The following is a 25,030-nucleotide window of genomic DNA, read 5'->3' as shown; positions in this document are numbered from 1 at the left end:
GGCCATTTTCCCTCAGGTGGGCGGTTCGGGCCGATCGCGATGAGTTTTGCGCATCCCGCGGGTCTAATGGTCAGGTCCCACCGAAAAGACCTCGATTTCACGCCTTGACCCGAACAACGGTTGAGGTTGCAGGATCGGTCAGTAGCAATTCGAGCCACTCGACAGGGGAGTACAGATCATGTCCGACACCGGAGCCACGATTTCTGCAACCACGACCTCACGGATCAACCCGGCGACGCTCGAGCTGAGCCGGCCCTGGGCGGTCGCCGCGACCGTCATCGGAGCACTCGTCCCGAACCTGGTCATCTGGCTGCTCGGCCTCGCCGCCGGCGGGTCGTTCGAGATGACAGATGCGGGCACGACCAGCAGTGTCGCGCCCGGAGGCGTCGTCATCCTGACGGTGGTTCCGACGTTGATCGGGATGACGCTGGCCGCGCTCATCTCACTGAAATGGGTGGCGGTCATTCGGCCCGCCGAGGTGATCGGCGCGCTGCTGCCGCTGGCGACGATCGCGCTCACCGTCCAGGCCGACTTCGACACCGCCAGCACCATCGCACTGGCTGTCATGCACGTGGTGATCGCCGTGGTGATCGTCGTCGGCCTCGAAGCGATGCGGCGTCCACTGGCCCGCGCGCAGGTCTAGGGGGTGCTGTTCACCGGCACGTGCGCCTCGATGGTGAGTGCGATGTGCTCGACGATCCGCTTCTGTGAGATCTTCGGGCTGCCGGTGAGCCAGCGCTGATACAGGAAGGCGATGGCCCCGAACAGGGCAATCGCGTTCAGCTGGGTGTTGACGGCGTCGCGGGGTGCGCCGTCGGCACCCAGCATTTTCAGTGCCGCGGCCATGGGTGTGGTGAACTCGGCAACCAGTTGTTCGCCGCGCTGCGCCAGTTCCGGCACGGACTGCGACTCGACGAACATGATGCGTCCCCGCCGCCGGTCCTCGGCGATGTAGCCGGTGAACGCCTTCACGACGTGGCGGACGAGTCGGCCCGGATCGTCCGGGGCCGTCTCGAGTGCCCCGAGCAGGGTGTCCCTCGCACCCAGGACGACGTGGTCGAGGAGGGCGACGAGTAGCGCCTCCCGGTTGTCGAAACTCTCGTAGAAGTAGCGCTCGGTGAGGCTCGCCTGGCGGCAGGTCGCGCGCATCGTCGTGGCCGCTGTGCCCTCGGTTCCCATGATCTGGAGGCCGGCCTCGATCAGCGCCGCGCGCCTCGCCGCCCGGCGGTCGTCGGGCTCCTGGCCACGCCACCTGCGCGGTGCTCCACGAGGGTTCTCGCTGTCGCTCATTCCGTCATCGTCTCACCGATCCCGGTGTCGATCGGGGTGCCCTCGTGCGCCGACTGTTGACATCAGGTGATGTCAACAGCCATCCTGAGTGCAACGCGTTCCACATCCAGCGGCATTAGGAGATCGCCATGACCACCACTGAGCTTCCGCCCCACCGTCGTTCGACTGCGCCTGCGCTCGGGCCCGATTCGCTGACGTGGCACCGGTTCGGCGACTGGCGAACCGCGCTGCTCATCTCGTGGTCGGGCACGCTGCAGGTGATGCATCCCGTCATCGACGCCGCCCTCGTGCAGCATTCGACCGTCTTCGACAACGAACTCGCCCGGCTCGCCCGTTCCGCGGGGCCGATCATCCGGGCGCTCTACGATCCGACGGGCGCGGAGGCCCGGACGATCCGCGACATGCACAAGGACATCAAGGGCACCACGGACGACGGACGGCGGTACCACGCGCTGAACCCGGGGCCGTATTTCTGGGCACACGCCACGTTCCTCGGCACCCAGTACGTGGTCGCCGACTACTTCGGTGAACCGCTCACCACCGCCGAGAAGGAACAGCTGTATCAGGAGTCGAAGCAGTGGTACGCGCTCTACGGGGTGTCGGCCACCCACTTGCCCGAGACGTACGCCGATTTCGTGGACTACTGGAACGAGATGGTCGGCACCGTCCTGGAAAAGACCGAGACGGTGCGCAGGTCGCGGCTTCTGAGCGGGCTGCCGATGCCACGTCCCGACGATCGCATCCCCGGCGTGGTGTGGCGTCTCGTCGGTCCCGCGCTCGGACGGCTGCTCGTCTGGATCGCCCGGGGAACGCTGCCTCCCGTCGCCCGCGACAAGCTCGGCTGGGAGTGGTCCGCCGCCGACGAACGCAGACTCCGCCGATTCGGAGCAGCCGTGCGGATCGGTTTCCGGATCCTGCCCGAGCGGCGGCGGCTGACTCCCATCGCCCGAAGAGCATGCGACGGAACGGCATCAGGGTCTCGAGGCGCCCGGGTCGGCTGACAGCTCCGTGACCCAGGCCGCGATCTGAGCCCGGGAGGAGAATCCGAGTTTCGCGAGGACGTGCTCCACGTGACCCTGCGCGGTGCGCTGGGAGATCACGAGGCGGGCGGCGATTGCCTTGTTGGTCAGACCCTGCGCGACCAGGTCGGCGACCTGGCGTTCGCGCTTGGTCAGTGCCGCCGCGGGATCGCCGCGCCGCGGCGCTGCCGGCAGACGTTCGCCCAGGGCATACGACGCGGCGGCGGTGAAGCCCAGCGCCTCGCCCTCGCGGGACGCAGTCTCGAACGCGCGGGCACCGAGCGAGCGCCGTGTGACGAGCTCGCATTCGTTGTGGGATTCGGTCAGGTCGGGGATCTGGACGATGGACGTGCCGACCCTCTGTCGAAGCATCTCGGCCGCTGCCAGCAGGACGGCGGCGCGGTGGAAATCGTTCTCGCGGCACGAGATCCAGGCGAGAATTTCGAGGCACCAGGTGGCTCCGAACGGATCGTCGACCACGCGGGCCAGCTCGAGTCCCTTTCGGAGCAGCAGCACCGCGCGATCACGGTCGCCCTCCCGCCACATCACCAGCCCAAGGGTCAGGGACGAGCGGCCCAGGTACACCGATTCACCGTGTGATTCGGTAATCCGGATCGCCTCGTCGAGACAGCCGGTGGCGGCCTCGGCGTGCCCGAGTATCTCGTGAGCCAATCCGAGCGCGTGCAGGGCCGTGACGTGTGCAAGGAGGTTGCGCTCGCCGCGTAACACCTCGAGAGCCTCGGTGAACGAGCTCACGGCGTGCTCCGGGTTGCCGCCGTGCAGTGCGTGCGCTCCGTCGGCTTGAAGCATGAGGGCGCGATCGAGTGCACTGCCCCGGGTCTCGGCAAGCACTCGCCCCTCGTCGATCAGTTCGGCTGCCCGCTCCAGGTCCTCGTGCCGGCTGGCGAGGACGCTGGCCGAATGTAACGCCTTGACCCGGAGTGCGGTGTCGTGTCCTCCCTCCTGCGCCAGTGCGCGGTCGAGCCAGCGGCGCCCCTCGCGGAGCAGCCCACGCGAAACCCAGAACGGATACAGAGCGGTCGCGATCTCCAGCCCAGCCTCGGCCGAGTCGGCAGCCGTGGACAGGCCGTACTCCATCGCTTCGCGCAGGTTGGGTTGTTCACGCTCGAGCCGGGCGAGCCAGGCGACCTGCCGGGGGCCGATCCATTCGGATTCGGCCTGGAGGGCGAATTGCCGGTACCAGCTGTGATGTCGCCGCCGGAGGTCCGGAAGGGTGCCGTCCTGTTCGAGCTTCTCCCGGCCGTACTCGCGCAGCGTTTCGAGCATCCGGAATCGCACCACCGCCCCCGATCCCTCGCGGATGAGGATCGACTTGTCCACGAGCGACGCGACGAGATCGATGAGACCGGCCGGTTCGGCGTCGTACATGGACACCTCCTCGGCGGCGTCCAGTTCGAAGCTGCCGGCGAAGACCGAAAGCCGTGACCACAGCTGCTGCTCGGCGGGGAGACACAGGTCGTAGCTCCAGTCGATGCTCCACCGCAGCGTCTGCTGCCTGGTCGGTGCACTCCGGCTTCCGCGGGTCAGCAGCTCGTACCGGTTGGTCAACCGCTGCAGGATCTGTTCCGGCGACATCGAGCGCAGCCTCGCCGCCGCCAATTCGATGGCCAGGGGCAGGCCGTCCAGCCGGATGCAGATCCGGGCAACGGTGGCGGCATTGTCTTCGGTGACCTCGAAGCCGGGTACCGCCGTGGCGGCCCGTTCGGCGAACAGCGTCACCGCGTCGTAGCCGGGCAGACTCTTCAGCGACGGCTCCTTGTCCGAATCCGGAAGCGCCAGTGGACGAACGCGCAGGGCGGCTTCCCCCGCGACGTCCAGGGTTTCGCGGCTGGTCGCGAGAATCCGCAGGCCCGGGCAGGTGCGCAGCACGGTCTCCGTCAGGTCTGCCGCCGCATCCACCACCTGCTCGCAGTTGTCGAGGACCAGCAGCATGTCGCGCGGCTCCAGGAACTCCACGAGGGTCTGCAGCGGTCTCGGCGACCGCTGCCGCAATCCCAGCCCGGCCGCCACGACTTCTCCCAGCAACGATCCGTCGCGCAATTCGCCCAATTCGACCATCCGGACCCCGTCGTCGAAGGCCCGCCGGATGGTGGTCGCGACGCGCAGTGCCAGTCGGGTCTTGCCGACACCCCCGATTCCGGTCAACGTGACCAGCCGCGACGCCGAGAGCAGTTTCTTGGCCTCGGCGAGCTCTTTCCGCCGGCCGACGAAGCTCGTCAAGTCCAGCGGCAGAGTCCCGTCGGTCGGCGTTCCCGAGGGGGTTCCGCCGGATGATCGTCCGGGCGACGTCGGGCGCTGCGCGTCTCGCTCGGCATCGGGGTCCGGGCCCAACGCCATGTCGTCGACCGGGACACCGCGGCGAAATTGGATGTCCTGCAGCGCTTCACCCAGCATCGCCGCGGACGGGCGCTCGTGCGCGTCTCGCGACATGGCCCGTTCCAGCATGGCGGCCACGTCGGCGTCGATACCCGACTCCCGGAGGTCCGGCGCCGGTTGCGTGGTGATCCGCAGGAACTGCGCGACCACCTGTTCGCCGCTCCGGCGCTCGAACGCTGCATGTCCGGTCAGTGCGGCGAACAGTGTCGCCCCGAGGCCGTACACGTCGGAGGACGGACCCGGGGTGTCGCCCTCGAGGACCTCCGGGGCGGTGAACGCGGGCGATCCGGTGATGGTCCCCGTCGCGGTCTGGAAGCCGCCGGTGATGTGCGCGATGCCGAAGTCCGTCAGCGCCGGTTCGTCGTAGTCGGTGAGCAGGATGTTGCTCGGCTTGACGTCGCGGTGCACGATCCCGAACCGGTGCGCCGTCTCGAGCGCGCCCGCCATCTTCACGCCCAACCGCAGCGCCTCGGTGACGGTGAGCGGACCCTGACGGCGAATCCGCATGTCGAGGGAATCCTGCGGATGGTAGGGCATCACCAGGAACGGACGCCCGCTCGGCGTGACGCCGACCTCGAGCACACTCACGACGTTCGGGTGCCCGGTCAGCCTGCCCATCGCCCGCTGCTCACGGAGGAACCTGGCCCGGCTCTCGTCGTCGAGGTCGCCGCTGAGAACCTTCACGGCCACGGCGCGCTCCAGAGCGGACTGAGTGCAGCGGTACACCACGCCGAAGCCTCCACGCCCGATCTCCCGGGCATCGTCGAACCCGGCCGCGCGCAGTTCATCCGTCGTCGCGGTGTCGGTATCGCGCTGTGTGCGGAGCGGATCGCCGTCGGTTGCCAACGTGCTATCCGCCCCTGTGCCGCCCCGGGAACCGTGGTGTCATCCGCCTACCTCTCGACGACCCTTCCCAGACTATCGCCGCCGCCGGGGCCGCGGACCGAGACGATCCGGAATTCGGTCACGCGGCCGTCGAGCAGGCGACCGGTGGCGGTTTGGGCGGCGCCGCCTAGCGGCGGATCGAACCCCCGTCGACGACGAGTGTCTGCCCGGTGACGAAGGAGGAGCCGGGGGAGAGGAAGAATCGGGTCGGGCCGATGAAATCCTCGACCGTTGCGGCTCGTTTGATCGCTCGCGTGTTGATGTTGGCCTCTTCACCTGCGGCGATCGCCGTCGAGAGTGGGGTCAGCACCAAACCGGGGGCGATCACGTTGACCGTGATGTTCCTGGCTCCGAGTTCCGCGGCGAGGCTGCGGGCAAAGCCGATCACGCCGGCCTTGGAGGCCGCGTACGCCGCTGCGCTCGCCGGGGCCTTGAAGACCGTCCCGGACGAGAACAGGACGATTCTGCCGCCGTCCGCCACCATGTCGGCGACGCCCTGGACGAAATTGAGTGTTCCGTGAAGGTTGACCAGAAGCACCCGTTCCCACTCGGACTTCGGCATCTCCATGAAGGGGCCGAATGCGCCGATGCCCGCGCAGTGGACGATGCCGTCGATCGTTGCCCGGCCGTTTTCGGTCAGGGACTTGCGAACCGTGTCGACCGCGTCGTCGGTGGTGATGTCGCCCTGGAGGTACGTCACGCCGGGGGCAGGCGTTTCCGGCAGATCCCGATCGACGACGGTGATGTCCCACTCGCCTGCCAGATCGCCCGCCAACCCGGCGCCGATTCCGGACGATCCGCCGGTGAGAACGAGCGAACCCACGGTGGACGCGGTCGCGGCAGTGCCGCCCGGGGTCGGCATCAGTTCGTACCGCCGGTGCAGCTGTCGAGGAACTCGCCGATCACGGCCCACGTCTCCTTCGGATGGGTGATGTTCGGGCAGTGCCGGTAGGGCAGGACCATGGCGCGGGAATTCTGGAGTTCGGCCTGCAGGTGCTTGCTCCACCCGGCCTCGAGCAGCACGTCCTCGGAGCACTCGAGGAGCAGCACGGGGGTCGGAACGCCGGCAAGTGTGGCGGGGTACGGATCGGCGGGGCGCTCCTTCCGCAACGCCTCGGGTACCGGCAGATGCGGAGCGCTCATGCACCCGAAGTGACCGGGCGCGACGGCCCACCTGTACCGGGCGTCCACCTGGCCGGCCCTGCCGGAGAATTCGTCGCACAGCAGGTCGACGAACGCCTCGATACCGGCGACCGAACCATCGAAGTCACGCAGCTTGCCCATGTCCGGCGCTTTCCAGGGTCCGCCGGTGCCACTGAGTGTGGTGACCGAGGCGATCCGGGATCGATAGTCACCGTCGGCGAGCGCCCGCAGACCCACCGATCCACCGAACGAATTTCCGACCAGGTGCACCGGGCCGTCGATGCCGAGCTGGTCGAGCAACGCGAAGACGTGCCGGATCCGGAAAGCGAACGGTGAGACATCCAGGCGAACGGACTTGGCGGATCCGCCGTAGCCGAGGAAGTCCGGGGCGATGACCCGATACTTCGCTGCGGCCAGGGGCAGGACCTGCCCCCAGGTCACGTCGGCGCTGCCGCCCCACGCGCCGTCGTGCAGGAACACGACGGGGACGCCGTCTTCCGGACCGCCTGTCAGGTAGCGGGTTTCGAGGTTGGCGACAATTGCCGTCGTCTCGGTGATCAAAATAGCCTCCGGTGAAATGAACGATGCGGATGAATGCGTCGTGCGGGTCAGTGGATGTCGTAGTCCTCGTCGTGCACCGCGCTGGTGCGCTCGAAGTACTGCCGGGCCGGGAGTGGCCACATGATGGTGGACCGCCCGGCGGCGTTCTGATACCAGCTGTGGGTCTTCGACCAGCCCCAGGTGCGCTTGGCGCTCTCCCTGGTGACCTCGTCGGTGTACTCGGTGAACACGTCCGGTCGCAGGGCCATCGAACGGTGGCCGCCCTTGGCCAGCATCTGGACCGCGCTGATGATGTACGCGGCTTGGCACTCGAGGAAGAACACCAGGTTGCCGTGGATGACGGTGTTGGTGTTCGGGCCGTACATACAGAAGAAGTTGGGGTAGCCGGGCAGCGTGATGCCGAGGTAGGCGCTGGCGTCGATTCCCCAGGTTTGATGCAGGTCCTGTCCGCCTATGCCCGTCACCGTCATGGGGACGAGGAATTCCGAAGCCTTGAAACCGGTTCCGAACAGGATGATGTCGGCGGGGACGTGTTCGTCACCGATCCAGACACCGTCCTTGTCGATCCGTTGCACGGCCTGGCTCACCAGGCGCACGTTGTCCCGCTTGAGGGTGGCAACCCACGTGCCGTCGTCGCAGATGATTCTCTTCGCGGCGGGCGGGTAGTCGGGCATGATCTGCTCGAGCAGATCGAGTCGGTCGCCGGCCTGTTCGGTGAGGTAGTCGGTCAGCTCGACACGAAGGGCCTCGTTGGCCGCGGACACCGAGACCTCGGTCGGCGGAAAGTCCGGATCGACGGTTGCGGCCGGGAGGTTGCCGATGAGGCGGGGGAGGAAGATGGAGAAACGGTAGTAGGCGCGATAGTGCTTCAGATTCGTGAGGAGCCGGCGCTCGCCCGGGTCGATCTCCTGCCGGAGCACCGGCGTCGACCGCAACCAGGGGGCACTCCTCTGGAAGATCGTGACGTGCTCCGCTTCCTTCGCGACCGCCGGTGCGAATTGCAGTGCGCTGGCGCCGGTTCCGATCACGACGACACGTTTGCCGGCGAAATCGATGCTGTGGTCCCATTGCGCGGAGTGCATGACCGGGCCGGTGAAGGTCTCGAGGCCGTCGACGGCGGGGATCATCGGCCGGTTCAGTTGTCCCACAGCGCTGACGACGATCTGAGCTTCGGCCGATCCGACGACGCCGTCGGACGTGCGGGTGTCGATCGTCCAGGTGCTGGTGCTCTCGTCCCACCGGGTCGCGGTCACTTCGGTGCCGAACGAGATGTGCTCCAGGAGGCAGTTCTTCGCCGCAAAGTTGTACAGGTACTCGTGGATGGCCTGCTGGCGGCCGAAGTGCGTGACCCAGTCGTGCGGAACGAACGAGTACGTGTAGATGTGGCTGCGGACGTCGGTCCGGCAATCCGGGTAGCTGTTCTCGTACCACGTGCCACCGACATTCGTGCTCTTCTCGAGGATCGTGAAGGGCACACCTGCTTGCTTCAGCCGAAGTCCGGCAAGGAGACCGGAGAATCCGGCGCCGATGACCACGGCACTCAGGCCGCTGTCGGGAGCGATCTCGTCGAGATTCCACTCCGGCCCGCGAGGATCGCTGTCGTCGGGTGTGAAGGCCACCGCGGCCAGAGCCTGGGCGTCCTCGATGTTCTCGTCCATCAACCAGGTGCACATCGACTCACGCAGGGAATCGTCGGGCAGTGCAGCCCAGTCCCGCTGCGAGGAGAGGTACGGTGCGAGGCGCTTCAGGCAGAAGGCTCTGATCTCCGCGTCGGTCTCGGGTGCGAGTCCACTGGCAGGCAACGTCGCCCGGTTGGGCTTCCATTCCGTACGCAGTACGCCGGCGTCACCCGTGACGTGGGCCGTCAACATCAGGAGCGCGGGCGTGAGGGCCGAATCGAGGTGTGCGCGAAGCTCATCCTCTGTCATCGCGCGATCGAGCGTGAAATCCATGTCGTCTCCGTAGCAGTATGTGGAACCAGTGTGCACGTGGGCCGAGTGGCTACCAGCAGTCGAGGCCCTCGAGGAAAGGTCGCACCGTGGCGGCGACTTCGCGGGGGTTGTCGAAGGCGGCGAGGTGTCCGCCCTCGGCGAAACGCAGTTCGGCACCCGTGATGGACGCTGCGAGCTGTTCGATCACGGCACGGGGGGTGCTTCGGTCGTCGTCGCCGCCGACCACGAGGGTCGGGGGCGGTGAATCGGTGTGAAACGTGCCGACCTCGGTCATGGCGTCGAAATAGGCGCCGATGGTGTTGCCGCCGGCGTTCCGGAACTGTTCGCGAGCTTTCCGAACCAACGGGTCTGCCTCGTTTCGCGATGCGTCGCCGAACCAGCGATGCATGGTCATCTCCTCGGCTTGCTCGAGGCCGTTCGGTGCACGAACCTCCGCCGCGCGGGCCGAAGTTCCGCGAATGGCCTCCTCATCATAGGCGCCCCGGGTGGCCATCAGGATCTGCGCGTCGACCCGGTTCGGGAAGCTGCCCGACACCGCCTGAGCGACCATGCCTCCCAAGGAGATTCCCAACACCACCGAACTCTCGACGTTCTCGGCGTCCCACATCGCGGCGACGTCCCCGGCAATGAGACCGAGAGTGATGGCAGATCCTCCGCGCGCAGTCATGCCGTGCCCGCGGAAATCCGGCGCGAGCAGACGGTAGTCGTCTCCGAGAGCCTCGGCCAAAGGCGCATACCAGGATCCGTCCAATGCCAGGGAGTGCAGGCACGTGATCAGGCGTGGCCCTCGGCCGAATTGCTGATAGGCAATGGTGTCGCCATCGGCGGTAGTCGCAGTCTGCAGAGTTTCAGTCATTCTGGTTTTCTTCCATCATCCGCTGTTCGGCAAGATCGACTTCGGCCCGAAGCCGGGCGGACATATCGTGGAAATAGGATTTGAAGAGATCGGAGTACCTGCGCATCTCCTGATGCCGCGGCCGCTCGAGTTCGATCTTCATGTCGACCACCATGCGACCCGGCCTGCTGGCCATCAGGATGACGCGGTCGCTGAGCAGGATGGCCTCCTCGAGGTCGTGGGTGACGAAGATGACCGTCGGTCGCTCGGCCTCCCACAGCCGGAGGAACTCCTCCTGCTGGATCGCGCGGGTCTGGGCGTCCAACGCTGCGAACGGCTCGTCCATCAGAAGGACGCCGGGGCTCTGGACCAGGGTGCGGGCGATCGCAACGCGCTGGCGCATGCCCTGCGACAGGTGGAGAACATCCGAGTCGGCGAACTCGTGCAGACGAACACGACGAAGCCATTCCTCGGCGCGCTCGCGTCGTTCCGCCTTGGGAACGCCCCGGACCTCCATGCCGAGCTCGACGTTGCTGCGGACCCGTCGCCACGGAAGGAGCGCATCACGCGCAAAGAGGAAGGCCGCCTCATTGCTGCCGGGCCTCACCTCCGCTCCGTCGATGCGAACGGTTCCACTGCGCGGCTTCAGGAGGTTGCCGACCATGCCGAGCGCCGTGGTCTTCCCGCAGCCCGACGGACCGACGATGCTGACGAACTCGGACGGCTCGATGCGGAGGTTGAAGTCGTCCAGCACGCGCACCGGTCGATTGCCGTGGAGGAACGCGTGGCGGACATTCTCGAACTCGACCGAGACCCCCTTGGCGGTAGTGGGCCTCGTCGGAGTTTCAGCTAGACCAGTCACAAGATTCTCACTCTCACTGTTTGACCGTAGGGATGAATCGGACACCGTCAATCCGATGATGTGTGTGCGGGGCCGACCGATCGCTGCCTCCCGTGCCGGACGATCTGCTGAATCGGCACAAAATCCGCGGTGGATCCGGACTGCATGACCCTGTGGTGAATATCACCCTATCGGCCTATGAATCGTTGAACACGTCGGCGACGGTGTCAAGGAAAACAGGCCCGCCCGGGGGCTATCGCCTTGATAGCGATTCAGTCATTGTCCACGGCCTCGAATGGCACGACGCTAACTCGAACGCATCTTGCCGGGAACGGCTCCCAATGCGTCACAAGCTGCCCACACCGGGTGCGAATCACGAGGAGGACGTCAGGTGACCAGAGAAGCCGCCACCATCAACAAGGTGGGTCAGACCACTTTCGACTTCACGGACCAGGTCGTCATAGTGACGGGTGCTTCCGGAGGCATCGGGTCGGCGCTCGCCGACAAGTTCGCGGAAGCGGGAGCAGACCTGATCCTGCACGGGCGCAACGCCGAAACGCTCCAGGCAAGAGTCGAGAGCGTCGAAGCGCTCGGGCGAAAGGCAGCCCTCGTCGCCGGCAACATCCGCGAGCCGAAGACTGCCGAAGATCTCGTCCGGACCGCCCTCGAACGGTTCGGTCGGATCGACGTCCTGATCAACAATGCCGGCGGCAACTTCGCATCGCGCCTCGAGGACCTGTCGGTCAATGCCTGGAACGCGACGATCGATACCAATCTCAGCGGCGCCTTCCACACGGCCCGCGCTTGCCTGCCGGTCTTCGAACGTCAGGGCGGCGGAAACGTCATCAACGTCGGATCCGGATCGGCCAACCACGCACACCCGCTCCGCGGCGCCTACGCGGCAGCCAAAGCGGGGCTCGCCTCGCTGACGAAGACGATGGCCTGGGAATGGGCGGATCGCGGCATTCGAGTCAACTGCGTCGAACCCGGCGCCACGCTGACACCGGCGTCTCGTTTCGCATCTCCCGAAACCGAGCAGAAGTTCGGCCGCTACCTCGCACTCGGACGCGTCGGAAGGCCGGAAGAAGTCGCCGATGCGTGCCTGTACCTGTGCTCCGACGCCGCAAGCTTCATCACGGGAACCGTCCTGCAGGTCACGGGCGGCCCCCACACCTCCTCGGCCGCCGACGTCGAGCTCGTCCGAGGACCGCTCGATGCCTGACCTGCACAGCCGTCCAGGAGACTCGAAGGGAAGGTCCCGACATGGAATCCATCACTGAAGCGCCCCGCACGGTCGCGTCGATCGCCGGAGTCGCGAACAACGACGAACCGGCGGACATCGACAACGCGATCCTCGTGGAGCGGCGTCGCGCGCGGCGCAACGAAAAGATCCTCGTCTGGTCGCTTCGGGTGGGTGCGCTCGCACTCTTCGTCGCCGGCTGGGCCTTTGTCTCCGGAAACATGATCGTCGACCCGATGATGATCTCCGCCCCTCTCGATGTCGCGCGAGCGTTCCTCGCCCAGCTGAGCGACGGCGTCTTCTGGACCGATGTGACGGCGACGTTCAGCGGGGCGATGGTCGGGCTGGTGACCGGTGCGATCGCCGGCATCCTCGCAGGTGTCGTCTTCGCCCGCGTCCAGGTCCTCCACACCGCGGCCTCACCGTTCCTGACCTTGATGAACAGCCTTCCGCGTCCCGCGCTGGCACCGATCTTCATCCTCTGGTTCGGCCTGGGTTTCGGACCGAAGGCCCTCGTCGCCTTCAGCGTCGTGTTCTTCGTCCTGATGACCAGCACGATGGGTGCGATGAAGAGCATCGACCACGACATCGCTCAGTTGACCAAGTCGCTGGGCATGACGCGGACCCAGCGCTTCTTCAAGATCGAGATTCCCGCGGCTCTGCCTGCGATCGTCGGCGGACTGCGGCTCGGCGCGGTCTACTCGGTGCTCGGCGCCGTCGTGTCGGAAATGGTCGGCGCCTACACCGGCCTGGGGCAGCGCCTCGTCGTCGTGACCAACAATTTCCAGGTCGCGGAAACCTTCGCGATCCTGATCGCCATGGGATTGCTGTCCATGGTCCTGGACGTCTCGATCTCCGGCCTGCAGAAGCTGGTCACCAAGTGGACGAGGTGAGTCGGTGAAGATCGACGACCCCGATCAGCCGCTTCTCGCCGAGACGATCGATCACCACAGTCTGTTCCGGCTGGACGGCAATTCCTACGTCGTCCTCGGCGCAGGCGGCGGGATCGGTGAGCACGTCAGCAGGACGATCGTCGCCCTGGGCGGGCGCGTTCTGTGCGTCGACGCCAATGGTGACGGGGTCGACGCCGTCGCCGGCTCGTTGGGGATGCCGTCGGTGGTCGCGGACGTGACCACCGAAGAGGGCATCGACATCGCGGCGGCCGGTGCCATCGCCGAGTTCGGACAGATCAATGGCTATGTGGACGTCATCGGCCGGATGCATCGCAAGCAGATCGCCGACTACGGACTGGCGGATTGGGATCAGGACTTCCGGGTGAACCTGGCCCACGCCTTTCTGTCGGCGCGCCGGCTGTCCCCGCTGATCAGCCACGGCGCGATCGTCCACGTCTCGAGTGTGATGGGTTCTCACGGCGGTCGAACGGCACCCGGCTACGGCCCCGCCAAGGCGGCACTCGAAGTGTGGTCCAAGGAGTTGGCCGCCGAGCACGGACCCCGCGGCGTTCGCGTCAACGTGGTCGCCCCGGGCCTCTTCCTCTCGCCTCGCGTTGCCGCGACCCCGCGAAGCCCGGACGATTCCCGGATCCTGGCCGGACGGCCCATGCTCGGGAGACTCGGTCAGCCCTTCGAGATCGCCGCCACCGTCGCGTTCCTTCTCTCGCCCGCCGCGGGATACATCACGGGTACAACAATTCCCGTCGAGGGCGGCTCCCTGTCGCGGGACTCGACGGGCCTCGACGACCTGGTGAACTGACCGGCCCGCGTCGGTCAGTTCGAGGTTTCGTGTCGAGTGCCGCAACAGCCCGACGCTGAGTTCGGAGAGCACCCGGCGAGCTGTAATGTGGGCCACGTCGCATAGCAGCACCGAGGGAGACCGATGAGATTCGAGCAGTTGCGATATCTGGAAGCAGCGCTTCGGACCGGATCGTTCCGTCAAGCCGCCAAGGAACTCGACATCTCTCAGCCGACGATCACCAACCAGGTGCAGCGGCTCGAGGAGGACCTCGGTGTCGTGCTCGTGGTTCGTGGTGCCAAGGGAGTTCGGCCGACGTATGCGGCCGAGCGGATCCTGCCGCACGTGGTCGCCGCCGTTCAGGCCGAACACCTGATGCGCGAGGAGGCCAGCGCCATCGGTGGCCTGAAACTCGGCACCGTCCGCCTGGGCACGGTGCCCGCGGGATCTCAGACGATCCTTCCCGGGGTGGTCAAACGCCTGTTGAGCGACTTCCCCAATGTGCGTTTCGAGGTGGAGGAAGGTCCGTCGAGAATGGTGAGCCGCGGCGTCCTCAGCGGCCACTTCGACGTGGGTCTGGTGACGCGCCTGGCCGGAATCGATCTGATTCCGGCCGAGCAGGCTCTGCTGCACCACGTCGACCTGATCTCCGGCCGGCTGGTGCTGGCGGTCCCGGAGAACCATCGCCTCGCCAGCAAGGACGGCTTCGAGGCCGCCGACCTGGAGGGTGAGCCACTGATCTTCCCGGCGGAGACCAGCATCCTCCGTACCGCCTTCGAGCAGCTACTCGACGGAATCGAAGCCAGGATCGTCTACGCCACCAACAACGCCGAAGCGTCGCAGAACATGGTGCGCGCCGGCGTCGGGATCTGCATGGCGAACACACTTCTCAGCTCGACGGTGAGCGGCAACGGCGTCGCACTCGTGCCCCTTCCCTTCGAGTGGGCCCATGCCCGCATCTCCGCGATCGTGAGGAATGACGAAGCGCGGACGTCTGCGGTGCAGGCATTCCTGGGCCTGTTGCGGGAATCTGCCAAGAATTACTGACGGCGCTGTCGACCGGGACACGGTCGCGACGGTCCGATAGCGCACCCGTATCACCCCGCCAACGCTGCGGACCTTCCCAAGCCCTGTGCGGCTGACCACACTGAATACGTGCCGAGCGAGCGAGATCGCCGCCGGATCCGACGTTCAGTGAGGAACTTCAGGTGTCAGTCGATACAGCACAGCCATGCACCCGGGACGCAGTCGCCGAACTCATTTCCGTTGCACGGGAACGAGAATCGGCGATGTTCACGGAGGCGGAAGGTAAATCCCTGCTCTCCGCCTTCGGGATCGACACCCCCCGGGGCATCGAAATTGCTGTCGGCCAGATGATTTCCGACGACCTCCGCGAGCCGTTGGTCGTCAAGGCCATCTCGTTCACGCTCGTCCACAAGTCCGACGCCGGCGGCGTGCGGGTGGGGGTGCGCCGCGACGAGATCGACGAGGTCGCTGCACGCATGGGCGAGCAACTGGCCGCCGCCGGGCACCGCTTGGACGGCCTGCTCGTCGAGGAAATGGTCCCGTCCGGTCACGAAGTGATCGTGGGAGCAGTTCGGGCGCCGGGGCTGGGCTGGACCGTGATGGTGGGCCTCGGCGGCGTACTGGTCGAGGTCTTCGAGGACGTCGCGTTCGGTCTCGCGCCGCTCGCGAACGACCAGATTCTCGACATGCTGCACGAACTGCGCGGCATGAAGGTGCTCGACGGAGCCCGCGGTGGGGAGAAGGCAGACATTCCGGCCCTGGTGACACTGATCTCGCGACTCGCCGGGCCGAACGGTCTGCTGCATTCGCTGCCGGACGACGTGATCGAGATCGACCTGAACCCGGTCATCGTTTCCGGAACACGGGCAGTGGCCGTGGACGCACGTTTCGTCGTCGGTCCGGTGGAAGACACCGGATCCGCACCCGGGGACCGTGGTGACGGCCGGGCCACGGATTTCACCCCGCTGTTTCATCCGCGCAGGGTCGCCGTCCTCGGCGCCAGCGGTCAGCGGCCGAACCTCGCCAACCGGTTCATCCGGAATATTCTGAGCGGCGGCTTCGACGGCACCATCGTGCCGATCCACCCGACCGCGGACAGCATCGAAGGACTTCCCACGGCGCGGTCGCTGGCCGAGGTCGATCAACCGATCGACTACGCGTTCGTGGCGCTGCCTGCGACCCGTGTCAGCGAGGCGCTGAGCCGAGGCGCCGGTCGAGTTCGGTTCGCCCAGGTGATCTCCAGCGGTTTCGGTGAGGTCGAGGAAGGAAAGGATCTCGAGGAGACCCTGGTCCAGACCGTCCGCGACGCGGGCATTCGGCTGATCGGCCCGAACTGCCTGGGCACGCACGCCTCGGCCGGTCGCCTCTCGTTCGTGCCCGAAGCACCCCTGACGCCCGGAACGACGGCTGTCGTCTCGCAGAGCGGCGGGCTGAGTGTCGACATCCTGCGCGTCGGATCGTTGCGCGGCATCGACTTTCACAGCGTGGTCAGCATCGGGAACGGCGCCGACGTCACCGCCGCCGAGCTCGTCGAATCCGCCCTCCGGAACGACGAGGTCCGGGTCATCGGCCTGTACCTCGAGTCGCTCGCCGCGGCACGCGAGGTGCTCGACGTGCTGACCCGGTCCGAAATGCGCAAGCCTGTAGTGCTTCTCGCCGGTGGCCGAACCAGTGAAGGCTCGCGGGCGGCGACCAGCCACACCGGTGCCCTCGCGGGAAATCACCGGCTGTGGCCCGCGATCGCACGGCAGGCCGGAATGACTCTCGTCGATTCGCTCGAGGACTTCGCGACGGCCCTGCACGCCCTGTCCACCCTCGACCTCACGGTCAAGCCGAACGGTCGCGATGCCGTTCTGTTCGGCAACGGCGGCGGAGCGAGTGTCCTCGGCGCCGACGCGCTCGAGCGGCAGGGATTGGCCACACCGCCGCTCGCCGATTCCGTGGTCGAGGAACTGGACGGCCTGGGCCTGCCGCCGGGCAACGGACTGCGCAACCCGATCGACGTGCCTGCGGGGACGCTCGCCGTCAAGAACGGTGCGATCGCGAAGGACGTTCTCGCGGTGGTCCTCGCCGGCAGTGAGCCGGCAGTGCTGATCTCCCACCTCAACGTGGGCATCATCCAGCGCAACCTCGGTGAAACCCACGGCGACGTGACCGGCACCGTCATCGACTCGATCGCCGGCGCCCGCGACGAGGCCGCGTCGAACACCCACCAGCTTCTCGTGCTCAAGACCGACGGCAGCGCAGACACGGAGGCATTGATCACGACGTACGCGCACCGCGCCCGCACCCGCGGAATCCCGGTCTTTCCGGCCTTCGAGGACGCGGCCCTCGCCGCACGGGCGGTTCTCGAGCAGGGACAGCGGACATACCAGGCGTCACGCGACGCAGACGGAAGGTAGTAGAGATGTCACAGGACACAGTGACGGCTGAACCCACGCTCAGCCGCGAGCAGGAGCACGAAGAACGCCGCGCAGCCGCGCTGGCGATGGGTGGTCCGAAGAAGCTGGAACAGCGGCGCGCCGAGGGCAAACTCAACGCCCGCGAGAGGATCGCGTTGATGCTCGACCCCGGAACCTTCCGGGAGAGCGGGTTGTTCACGACCTCTGCCGTCGACGCCGATCGCGACAAGACACCCGCGGACGGCAAGGTGACCGGAACCGGCGAGGTCGACGGCAGGCGCGCAGCCGTCATCGCCTACGACTTCACCGTCAAGGGGTCGTCGAGCAGTCCGGTGAGCAACAAGAAGATGTCCCATTTCAAGGAACTCGTCGTTCAGGTCGGGATGCCGCTGGTCTACCTGTCCGAATCCACCGGGGTCCGGATGCCCGACGCGATGGGCGGGACCGGAATGGGCGCCGCCAACAGCAAGAAGCGGTTCCTCCGGCAGCGCGAAAGCCCTTGGGCCTCTGCAGCATTCGGATACTGCTTCGGATCCGCCGCCTGGCACACCGTGTCCGCCGACTTCGCGGTCTTCCGCAAGGGGAGTGTCCTGGCGGTGTCGAGCCCCGGACTGGTCAGCCGCGCCACCGGTCAGCAGGTCGACGCCCAGGAGCTCGGAGGCTGGAAGGTCCATGCCGAGGTCACCGGCTACGCGGACGCCGTCGCCGACACCGACGAGGAAGCGATCGAACTGATCCGCCGGTTCCTCTCGTACCTGCCTTCGCACAACGGTGAGACACCGCCGGTCGCGCCGATCCCGAGTGGATCGGGTGAGCGTGCCGCCGAACTCAACGACATCGTTCCCCAGGCCCGCACCCAGACCTACGACGTACGCAAGGTGATCGAGATCGTCGCCGACATCGGTTCGGTGTTCCCGATCAAGGCACGCTACGGCAAGAGCCTGGACACCTCGCTGGTCCGGATCGGCGGACAGAGCGTCGGCATCATCGCCAACAACCCCATGTTCAAGGGCGGGGCGCTCGACGGTCCGGCGTGTGACAAGGCGACCAGCTTCCTGGTTCTCTGCGACTCCTACAACATTCCCGTCGTGTTCCTCGTCGACCAGCCGGGATTCCTGATCGGGCTGGAAGCCGAGCGGAACAAGATCGCCGGCAAGGTCATCAACTGGATGAACGCCTTGTCCCTGGTGACCGTGCCGAAGATCGCTGTCACGCTTCGCAAGAACTACGGCCAGGCCTACATCAACATGGGCGGCGGACTGACCGCCGACACGACGGCAGGCTGGTGGTCCACGGAGGTGAGCTTCATGGATCCCACGTCCGCGGTGTCGGTCGTCCACGGAGTCGACGCAGAATCCGACCCCGAGCTCTACGCGCAGCGGCTCGCCGAGATGGCCAAGGGGACTACCGCGTACGACGTCGCCCGCGTCTTCGGCGTCGAACAGGTCATCGACCCCGCCGAGACCCGCGACTTCATCCTCGGCGCGCTGAAAGACCACTACCGAGCCCGGACCAACGGCATCGGCGAGCACCTGCTGCGCGCCTGGCCCACGAGTTACTGAGGACGACGTGATGAACTCATTTCCAGATTGCCTGCTGGTCGCGAATCGCGGCGAGATCGCCCGGCGGATCATCTCGACCGCCGGCAAGCTCGGTGTCCGCACCGTCGCCGTCTACCACAAGGTCGATGCGGACCTGCCCTACATCGGTGAGGCCGACCACGCCGTTCAGCTCGAGGGCGACACACCGGTGCAGGCGTACCTCGACGGTGCCCAGATCGTCCGAATAGCACAGCAAGCCGGTGCGACGGCCGTGCATCCGGGCTACGGATTCCTGGCCGAGAACGCCGACTTCGCCCGACTGGTGGCCCAGTCCGGACTGACGTGGGTCGGCCCGAGCGCCGAGGTCATCGAGGTGATGGGTGACAAGGTCGAGTCACGCCGGGTCGTGGCTGCTGCCGGTGTGCCGATCAGCGGTGACGTCGGCGCAGCGCTCGAGACGGGCGACGAAGCCGTCGCGGAGGCCGGGCGCCTCGGATATCCGGTGATGGTCAAGGCATCCGCCGGCGGCGGCGGAATCGGCATGGCCGTCGCGCAGGACGAAGACGGCCTGCGCAAGGCGTTCGAGAACACCAAGTCGATGGCGGCCCGGAGCTTCGGTTCCGATCGGGTCTTCGTCGAACGGTATGTGTCGTCCGCGCGGCACGTCGAGATCCAGATCCTGGGTCTGGAGGACGGTTCGATCGTCACTCTGGGAGAACGGGATTGCTCGACGCAGCGACGCCACCAGAAGCTGATCGAGGAGAGCCCGGCCCCGCACCTGGATCCGGCCCTGCGAGAGCGCCTCGTCGAGAGTTCGATCGCCGCCGCCCAGGCCGTGGGCTATCGAAACGCGGGCACGGTGGAATTCCTGCTCGACGCCGTCACGGGTGACTTCGTGTTCCTCGAGATGAACACTCGTATCCAAGTCGAGCACCCGATCACCGAACTGACCCACGGTGTCGACCTGGTCGAGCAGCAGCTGAGCATCGCGCAGTCGGGCACCACCACCCCGGGCTTCGCCCCCGTCTCGCGCGGTCATGCGATCGAATTGAGGATCTGCGCGGAAGACCCCAAACGGTTCTTCCCGCGCCCGGGGCCGATCGACGTGTGGCAGGAGCCGACGGGGCCCGGTATCCGGGTCGACGCGGGCTATGCGGCCGGCACCGAGGTGACGCCGCACTTCGACTCGTTGCTGGCCAAGGTCTGCGCGTTCGGCGCGACCCGTGAGGAGGCGCACGCCCGCGCCCTCGCGGCCTGCAGGGAGTTCGTGATCGAGGGGCTCGTCACCAACAAGCCCTTCCTCGAAGACGTGCTCGGCTCGGAAGAGTTCACGAGCGGGCGTTACGACACCGGTGTGGTCGAGAAGATCCAGCAGAGACACAAGAACTTGGCCAGAAGGAGTGCGTGAGATGTCAGAGACGATTCAGTCGGATATGGGTGCCAACGTGTGGAAGATCCTCGTCGCACCGGGTGACCGGGTGGAGGAGGAGTCGACGTTGATGATCCTCGAAGCCATGAAGATGGAAATCCCGATCCTCGCCGAAGATGCAGGCACGGTCGTGGCAGTCCACGTCGCCGAGGGCGACAGTGTCGCTTCCGGTCAGCCCCTCGTCGAATTCGAGACGGCATGAGCACATCGATTCCCCGCCGCATGAAGTCCTGGTCGGTCACCCAGCTCGGCGAGCCGATCGACGTCGTGCAACTCGTCGAAGGTGATGTTCCCGAACCCGGTGCAGGGCAGGTCCTCGTGCGGGTCCTCGCGGGCGCGGCCAATTTCCCGGACGTGCTCATGTGCCGTGGCAAGTACCAGGTGCGCCCCGACCTGCCCTTCACCCCCGGACGTGAAGTCTGCGGCGAGGTCGTCGCGGTCGGGCCGGACGTCGTACGGGCCGCGGTCGGCGACCGGGTGCTGGGCCTGACCACCCTGCCCTACGGCGGATTCGCCGAGTACGCCCTGATGGACCAGAGCACGACCCATCAGGCGCCTGCGTCACTCGACGACGCGCAGGCCTCCTGCCTGTTCATCGGGTATCAGACCGGCTGGTTCGGGCTTCATCGGCTCGCCAGGATTCAGGAGGGGGAAACCCTCCTGGTTCACGCGGCCGCCGGCGGTGTCGGCAGCGCGGCCATCCAGCTCGGCAAGGCCGCCGGCGCCCGGGTCGTCGGTGTCGTGGGCGGCGAGGAGAAGGCCGCCTACGCCAGGCAGCTCGGTGCCGATGTCGTCGTCGACCGCAGGCAGGAGGACTTCGTCGGGGTGGTCAAGGAATTCACCGACGGCAGAGGCGCCGACGTCATCTACGACCCGGTGGGCGGTGACGTCTACCAGCGTTCGACGAAATGCATTGCGTTCGAGGGGCGGATTCTGGTCGTCGGCTTCGCGGGCGGCGAGATCCAGACCGCGGCGCTCAACCACGCGCTGGTCAAGAACTACTCGATCCTGGGGATTCACTGGGGGCTCTACAACACGAAGAATCCCGGCGCGGTCGATCGATGCCACCAGGAACTGTGCGCGTTGGCGGACTCCGGAGCCATCGATCCCTTCGTCAGTCAACGGGTCTCGATGGACGGGGTGCCTGCGGCCCTGCAGAGCCTGGGGGACGGAAAGACCGTCGGCCGAGTGGTGATGGAGCACAGCGGGATCGGCCGCTAGCCAGTTTGCGGAAACCGGGGGCAGCACATCGTCAGGCCACCAGGCATGCACTAATTACTAGGAGTACGAATGTTTGGGTCGAAGCAAGGTGACTCGCCCTTCGGAGAACTGCGGGCATTGGACAGCAACATCTCGAGAAGGTCGATGTTGAAGTATCTCGGTCTCGGCACGGCGGCGGTCGGCGCCACCTCGTTGCTGGCGGCCTGCGGGGGTGGACTGGGCGCCGGTGCCTCCGGCCGGGGCGCCCAGTTCAGCATCGCGTCATTTCCGGGTGACAGCTTCCTCCTCGATGCGGTGAATCTTGCCAACAACGACTTCGCCAGGAACAACCTCAACGTTCCGAAGTTCATCACCCCGCAGAGCGGTGTGCAGGCGCTGCAGCTCGTCTCCGCAGGCGCTGTCAACGGCTACACCTCCGACACCCTGCTGCTGATGGGTGCTCACGCCAACAGCACCCAGGGCAAGCGGCCGGTCATCATCGGTCTGAAGAACGTGGCCACCACCTACGGGATCGTCGTCGGCCCGAACGGCAATTGGCCCGGCGAGGGCGCCACGTTCGAAGAGAAGATGCAGTCGCTCAAAGGCAAGTCGATCGGGGTGAGCGCCATCGGCGCGGGCGGTGATCTGCAACTGGACCTCGCTCTCGAACTGGCCGGTATGCAGTCCTCGGACGTCACCCACCTCGCGACCGGCCCGTCTGCCTCGGCGATCCCGAACATGAAAGCCGGGCGACTCGACGGCTACGTCGCGGTCCAATGGAGCTCGGGGCAGTTCATCGCGAGGGAGACAGGCGGATCGGTGCTGCTCGACTTCGGCGGGCCGTCGATGCCCGAGACATTGCGCAACCAGGCAGTGCTGTGCATTTCGACCAGCGAAAGTTTTGCCCAGGAGAACGAGGACGTGCTGAAGAACTGGCTTCGAGCACAGTCGGAGGGCAGCGAATGGATGGTCTCCCACAAGGACGAAGCAGCGGAAATCCTGAACTCCGGCACCTTCGACGGCAACGCACCCGAAATCGCCAAGGCCTACATGGAGCACTACGCGCAGGAGGTGGCGCCGAAATTGCAACCGATGTTCAAGGCACCCAAGGATCAGGTCGACCACATGATCGACCTCGCCGTCCGCTTCGGAAACGCGAAGGAAGGCGCTATCAGCTACGAGCAGATAGTCCCCGCCTTCGCACGGGCGTGAGGTCCCACATGGAGCACACACAGACGACGCGTCCCCAATCCCCGCCCGGGCTGGACCTCGATCGAATCACCGACTGGCTGGCCGGGGAGCGACCGGGCCTGGTGGCAGGGGAGCTGTCGGCCCGCCTGATCGAGGGCGGGAAATCGAATCTGACCTACGACCTCACCGACGGTGACAAACAGTGGATCGTGCGTCGTGCGCCCCTGGGTGAGGTCATGGCGACGGCTCACGACATGCGCCGGGAGTACCGAATGGCAGGCGCACTTCGCACCACCGACGTCCCGGTGCCTGCGATGATCGCCTACTGCGACGACAAGGACGTTCTCGGCACCGACTTCTACCTCATGGAGCGGATCGAGGGCATGCCGTACCGGTACGCCGATGAGCTCAGGCCACTCGGTGCCGCTCGAACCCGAGCCATTTCCATCGAGCTGGTACGCACACTGGCAAAGCTGCACCGGGTGGAACCGCGAGAGGTGGGCCTGAACGACTTCGGCCGCCCCGAGGGCTTCCTGGGACGGCAGGTGAAACGCTGGAAGACGCAGCTGGACGCGTCCTACACCCGCGATCTCCCCGGCGCCGACGAGCTCTACACTGCACTCGTCGCGGCCGTCCCCTCGAAGTCGGCCGCCGGCATCGTCCACGGTGATTTCCGCTTGGACAACGTGCTCGTCGGCGCCGACGACATGCCTGCCGCGGTCATCGACTGGGAACTGGCGACGCTGGGCGATCCGCTCCTGGACCTGGCGTTGATGCTCACCTATCAGCGGCGAGCGAAGATCGTGTTCGAACGGGATACGACGGAACCGGCCAAGTACGATGCGACGCTGGCACCCGGCTACCTCACCGAGAAGCAGATCATCGAACAGTACGAAGCCGAGAGCGGCCGCGAACTGGAGGGATTCGGCTTCCACCTCGGTCTGGCATGTTTCAAGCTCGCCTCGATCTCCGAGGGCGTCCGGTATCGACACATCAATCGTCAAACCGTGGGTGCGGGTTTCGAGGACAGCGGCAGCACTGTGCCGTTGCTGCTCGAACTCGGGCTCGACTCACTGAAGGAGTACAAGTAGATGGAATTCTCGACAGACGCCCGGACCGACGAGTTGCGCAAGGAACTCGTCGACTTCATGTACGGGCACGTCTACCCGTCCGAGGCGGCGTACCTGGATGAGCTGGACAGCCTCGAGAACCGCTTCGCGTGGTCGGAGTCTCCCATCCTGCAGAAGCTGAGAGCGGAGGCACGCAGCCGTGGGCTGTGGAACCTCTTCCTTCCCGGGGCCGAGGGTGCCGGGCTGACGAACGTGCAGTACGCGCCGCTGGCCGAGATCACCGGCCGCAGCAAGCTCCTCGCTCCCGCGGCGCTGAACTGTTCGGCCCCGGACACCGGCAACATGGAACTGCTGTCGATGTTCGGCACCGAGCAGCAGAAGAAGGAATGGCTCACCCCGTTGCTCAAGGCCGAGATCCGTTCGGCGTTCGCCATGACCGAGCCCGACGTCGCATCCTCGGACGCCACCAACATCTCCACGAGTATCGTTCGCGATGGCGGCGACTACGTGATCAACGGCCGCAAGTGGTACATCAGCGGTGCGATGAATCCCAACGCCAAGATCCTGATCGTGATGGGCAAGACGGATCCGACGGCAGACAGGCATCGCCAGCAGAGCATGATCCTGGTACCGCGGGACACCCCCGGCGTCCACATCACGCGCGCGATGAAGGTCCTGGGTTACGACGACCACCACAGCGGTGGACATGCCGAGATCGAGTTCACCGACGTGCGGGTTCCGGTTGCCAATCTCATCGGCAACGAGGGCGACGGCTTCGGGATCGCCCAGGCCCGGCTGGGACCCGGCCGGATCCATCACTGCATGCGCGCCATTGGCATCGCGGAGCGGGCGATCAAACTCATGTGCGAGCGGGCCGACGAACGCGTGGCGTTCGGCAAGCCGCTCAGCCAACAGGGCGTGATTCGCGACTGGATCGCCGAATCGCGGGTCCGTCTCGAGCAGTTGCGCCTGCTGGTCCTCAAGACGGCCTGGCTCATGGACACGGTGGGCAACAAGGGCGCCCACACCGAGATCCAGGCGATCAAGATCGCCACGCCGTCGACCGTCGAATGGATCATCGACAAGGCCATCCAGGTCCACGGCGCCGGCGGGCTCTCTCAGGACTTCTTCCTCGCCCCGGCAGCCGCGTACGTCCGCACGCTGCGGTTCGCGGACGGACCCGACGAGGTGCACAAGAACGCGCTGGCGCGCAATGAACTTCGCCGCCAGGCCGCACGACGCAGTGCCTGACCGCTCGGTCGGTTTCTGCTGAGAGCGTTCGGCTCCGCTCGCCCACGAAGCGAGTCGGTTTCGCC

At 66.3% G+C, this 25,030-nt stretch carries 21 protein-coding genes; 14 read left to right on the top strand and 7 right to left on the bottom strand.

What is annotated here, in order from left to right; translation table 11 throughout:
* The first annotated feature begins 178 nt into the window (after positions 1–178).
* Positions 179–643: a DUF6069 family protein gene (locus tag I1A62_RS20370; RefSeq protein WP_124391650.1), complete on the top strand. Its 465-nt coding sequence runs from the start codon at positions 179–181 to the stop codon at positions 641–643.
* Here the strand turns inward: I1A62_RS20370 and I1A62_RS20365 are convergent.
* Positions 640–1,290, bottom strand: a complete 651-nt coding sequence (locus tag I1A62_RS20365; RefSeq protein ID WP_124391649.1) for a TetR/AcrR family transcriptional regulator — start codon at positions 1,288–1,290, stop codon at positions 640–642. The two genes, I1A62_RS20370 and I1A62_RS20365, sit on opposite strands and share 4 nt — an antisense overlap.
* Positions 1,291–1,418: 128 nt before the next feature.
* Here I1A62_RS20365 and I1A62_RS20360 point away from each other — a divergent pair, with 128 nt between their 5' ends.
* On the top strand, positions 1,419–2,291 hold the full coding sequence (locus tag I1A62_RS20360; RefSeq protein ID WP_219459579.1) for an oxygenase MpaB family protein: 873 nt from the start codon (positions 1,419–1,421) through the stop codon (positions 2,289–2,291).
* Here I1A62_RS20360 and I1A62_RS20355 read toward each other — a convergent pair.
* The 6 genes from I1A62_RS20355 to I1A62_RS20330 form a co-directional block, all read right to left on the bottom strand.
* Positions 2,262–5,552, bottom strand: coding sequence for a protein kinase (locus I1A62_RS20355; protein ID WP_219459578.1), 3,291 nt, complete (start codon positions 5,550–5,552; stop codon positions 2,262–2,264). The genes I1A62_RS20360 and I1A62_RS20355 overlap by 30 nt on opposite strands.
* Before the next feature lie 166 nt (positions 5,553–5,718).
* Positions 5,719–6,453: an SDR family NAD(P)-dependent oxidoreductase gene (locus tag I1A62_RS20350; protein WP_124391646.1), complete on the bottom strand. Its 735-nt coding sequence runs from the start codon at positions 6,451–6,453 to the stop codon at positions 5,719–5,721.
* Complete coding sequence (locus I1A62_RS20345; RefSeq protein ID WP_192581836.1) at positions 6,453–7,295, bottom strand: alpha/beta fold hydrolase; 843 nt, start codon at positions 7,293–7,295, stop codon at positions 6,453–6,455. Before I1A62_RS20345 ends, I1A62_RS20350 begins: the two co-directional genes overlap by 1 nt.
* A 47-nt stretch (positions 7,296–7,342) precedes the next feature.
* Complete coding sequence (locus tag I1A62_RS20340; protein WP_124391644.1) at positions 7,343–9,247, bottom strand: NAD(P)/FAD-dependent oxidoreductase; 1,905 nt, start codon at positions 9,245–9,247, stop codon at positions 7,343–7,345.
* 49 nt (positions 9,248–9,296) lie between these two features.
* Positions 9,297–10,103 carry an alpha/beta fold hydrolase gene (locus I1A62_RS20335; protein ID WP_124391643.1) on the bottom strand — a complete coding sequence of 269 codons (807 nt, stop codon included), beginning with the start codon at positions 10,101–10,103 and terminating at the stop codon, positions 9,297–9,299.
* Positions 10,096–10,842, bottom strand: a complete 747-nt coding sequence (locus I1A62_RS20330; RefSeq protein WP_219459577.1) for an ABC transporter ATP-binding protein — start codon at positions 10,840–10,842, stop codon at positions 10,096–10,098. The genes I1A62_RS20335 and I1A62_RS20330 overlap by 8 nt, the downstream gene beginning before the upstream one ends.
* A 472-nt stretch (positions 10,843–11,314) precedes the next feature.
* On the opposite strand from I1A62_RS20330, the gene I1A62_RS20325 reads away from it, so the two are divergent.
* The 12 genes from I1A62_RS20325 to I1A62_RS20270 all read left to right on the top strand — a co-directional run bounded on the left by I1A62_RS20325 (position 11,315) and on the right by I1A62_RS20270 (position 24,965).
* Positions 11,315–12,145 (top strand): SDR family NAD(P)-dependent oxidoreductase, encoded by an 831-nt coding sequence (locus I1A62_RS20325; RefSeq protein ID WP_192581834.1) that lies wholly within the window; start codon positions 11,315–11,317, stop codon positions 12,143–12,145.
* A 41-nt stretch (positions 12,146–12,186) separates the two neighbouring features.
* Entirely contained in the window at positions 12,187–13,056 is an 870-nt protein-coding gene (locus tag I1A62_RS20320; RefSeq protein WP_219459576.1) for an ABC transporter permease, read from the top strand.
* Positions 13,057–13,060: 4 nt separating this feature from the next.
* Entirely contained in the window at positions 13,061–13,876 is an 816-nt protein-coding gene (locus I1A62_RS20315) for an SDR family NAD(P)-dependent oxidoreductase (RefSeq protein WP_219459575.1), read from the top strand.
* Positions 13,877–13,999: 123 nt separating this feature from the next.
* Positions 14,000–14,902, top strand: a complete 903-nt coding sequence (locus I1A62_RS20310; protein ID WP_072937215.1) for a LysR family transcriptional regulator — start codon at positions 14,000–14,002, stop codon at positions 14,900–14,902.
* A gap of 161 nt (positions 14,903–15,063) precedes the next feature.
* On the top strand, positions 15,064–17,283 hold the full coding sequence (locus I1A62_RS20305) for an acetate--CoA ligase family protein (RefSeq protein WP_219459574.1): 2,220 nt from the start codon (positions 15,064–15,066) through the stop codon (positions 17,281–17,283).
* Between the two features lie 5 nt (positions 17,284–17,288).
* Entirely contained in the window at positions 17,289–18,845 is a 1,557-nt protein-coding gene (locus I1A62_RS20300; RefSeq protein WP_219459573.1) for an acyl-CoA carboxylase subunit beta, read from the top strand.
* A gap of 10 nt (positions 18,846–18,855) precedes the next feature.
* Positions 18,856–20,232 (top strand): acetyl/propionyl/methylcrotonyl-CoA carboxylase subunit alpha, encoded by a 1,377-nt coding sequence (locus I1A62_RS20295; RefSeq protein WP_219459572.1) that lies wholly within the window; start codon positions 18,856–18,858, stop codon positions 20,230–20,232.
* A 1-nt stretch (position 20,233) separates the two neighbouring features.
* Entirely contained in the window at positions 20,234–20,455 is a 222-nt protein-coding gene (locus I1A62_RS20290) for a biotin/lipoyl-binding carrier protein (RefSeq protein WP_124391633.1), read from the top strand.
* A gap of 20 nt (positions 20,456–20,475) precedes the next feature.
* Positions 20,476–21,474, top strand: coding sequence for an NADPH:quinone oxidoreductase family protein (locus tag I1A62_RS20285; protein ID WP_124391697.1), 999 nt, complete (start codon positions 20,476–20,478; stop codon positions 21,472–21,474).
* 144 nt (positions 21,475–21,618) lie between these two features.
* Positions 21,619–22,665 carry an ABC transporter substrate-binding protein gene (locus tag I1A62_RS20280; protein ID WP_192581833.1) on the top strand — a complete coding sequence of 349 codons (1,047 nt, stop codon included), beginning with the start codon at positions 21,619–21,621 and terminating at the stop codon, positions 22,663–22,665.
* A gap of 8 nt (positions 22,666–22,673) precedes the next feature.
* The gene (locus tag I1A62_RS20275; RefSeq protein WP_219459571.1) at positions 22,674–23,735 is read left to right on the top strand and encodes a phosphotransferase family protein; all 1,062 of its coding nucleotides are present in this window, start codon (positions 22,674–22,676) and stop codon (positions 23,733–23,735) included.
* Positions 23,736–24,965 (top strand): acyl-CoA dehydrogenase family protein, encoded by a 1,230-nt coding sequence (locus I1A62_RS20270; RefSeq protein ID WP_219459570.1) that lies wholly within the window; start codon positions 23,736–23,738, stop codon positions 24,963–24,965.
* Positions 24,966–25,030: the final 65 nt, after the last annotated feature.

It is taken from the genome of Rhodococcus sp. USK10, assembly GCF_019378875.1.
In the GTDB taxonomy this organism is placed as follows: domain Bacteria; phylum Actinomycetota; class Actinomycetes; order Mycobacteriales; family Mycobacteriaceae; genus Rhodococcus_F; species Rhodococcus_F pseudokoreensis.
The sequence above is the reverse complement of the archived record's forward strand: the minus strand, read 5'-3'. Positions and strand labels throughout refer to the sequence as shown.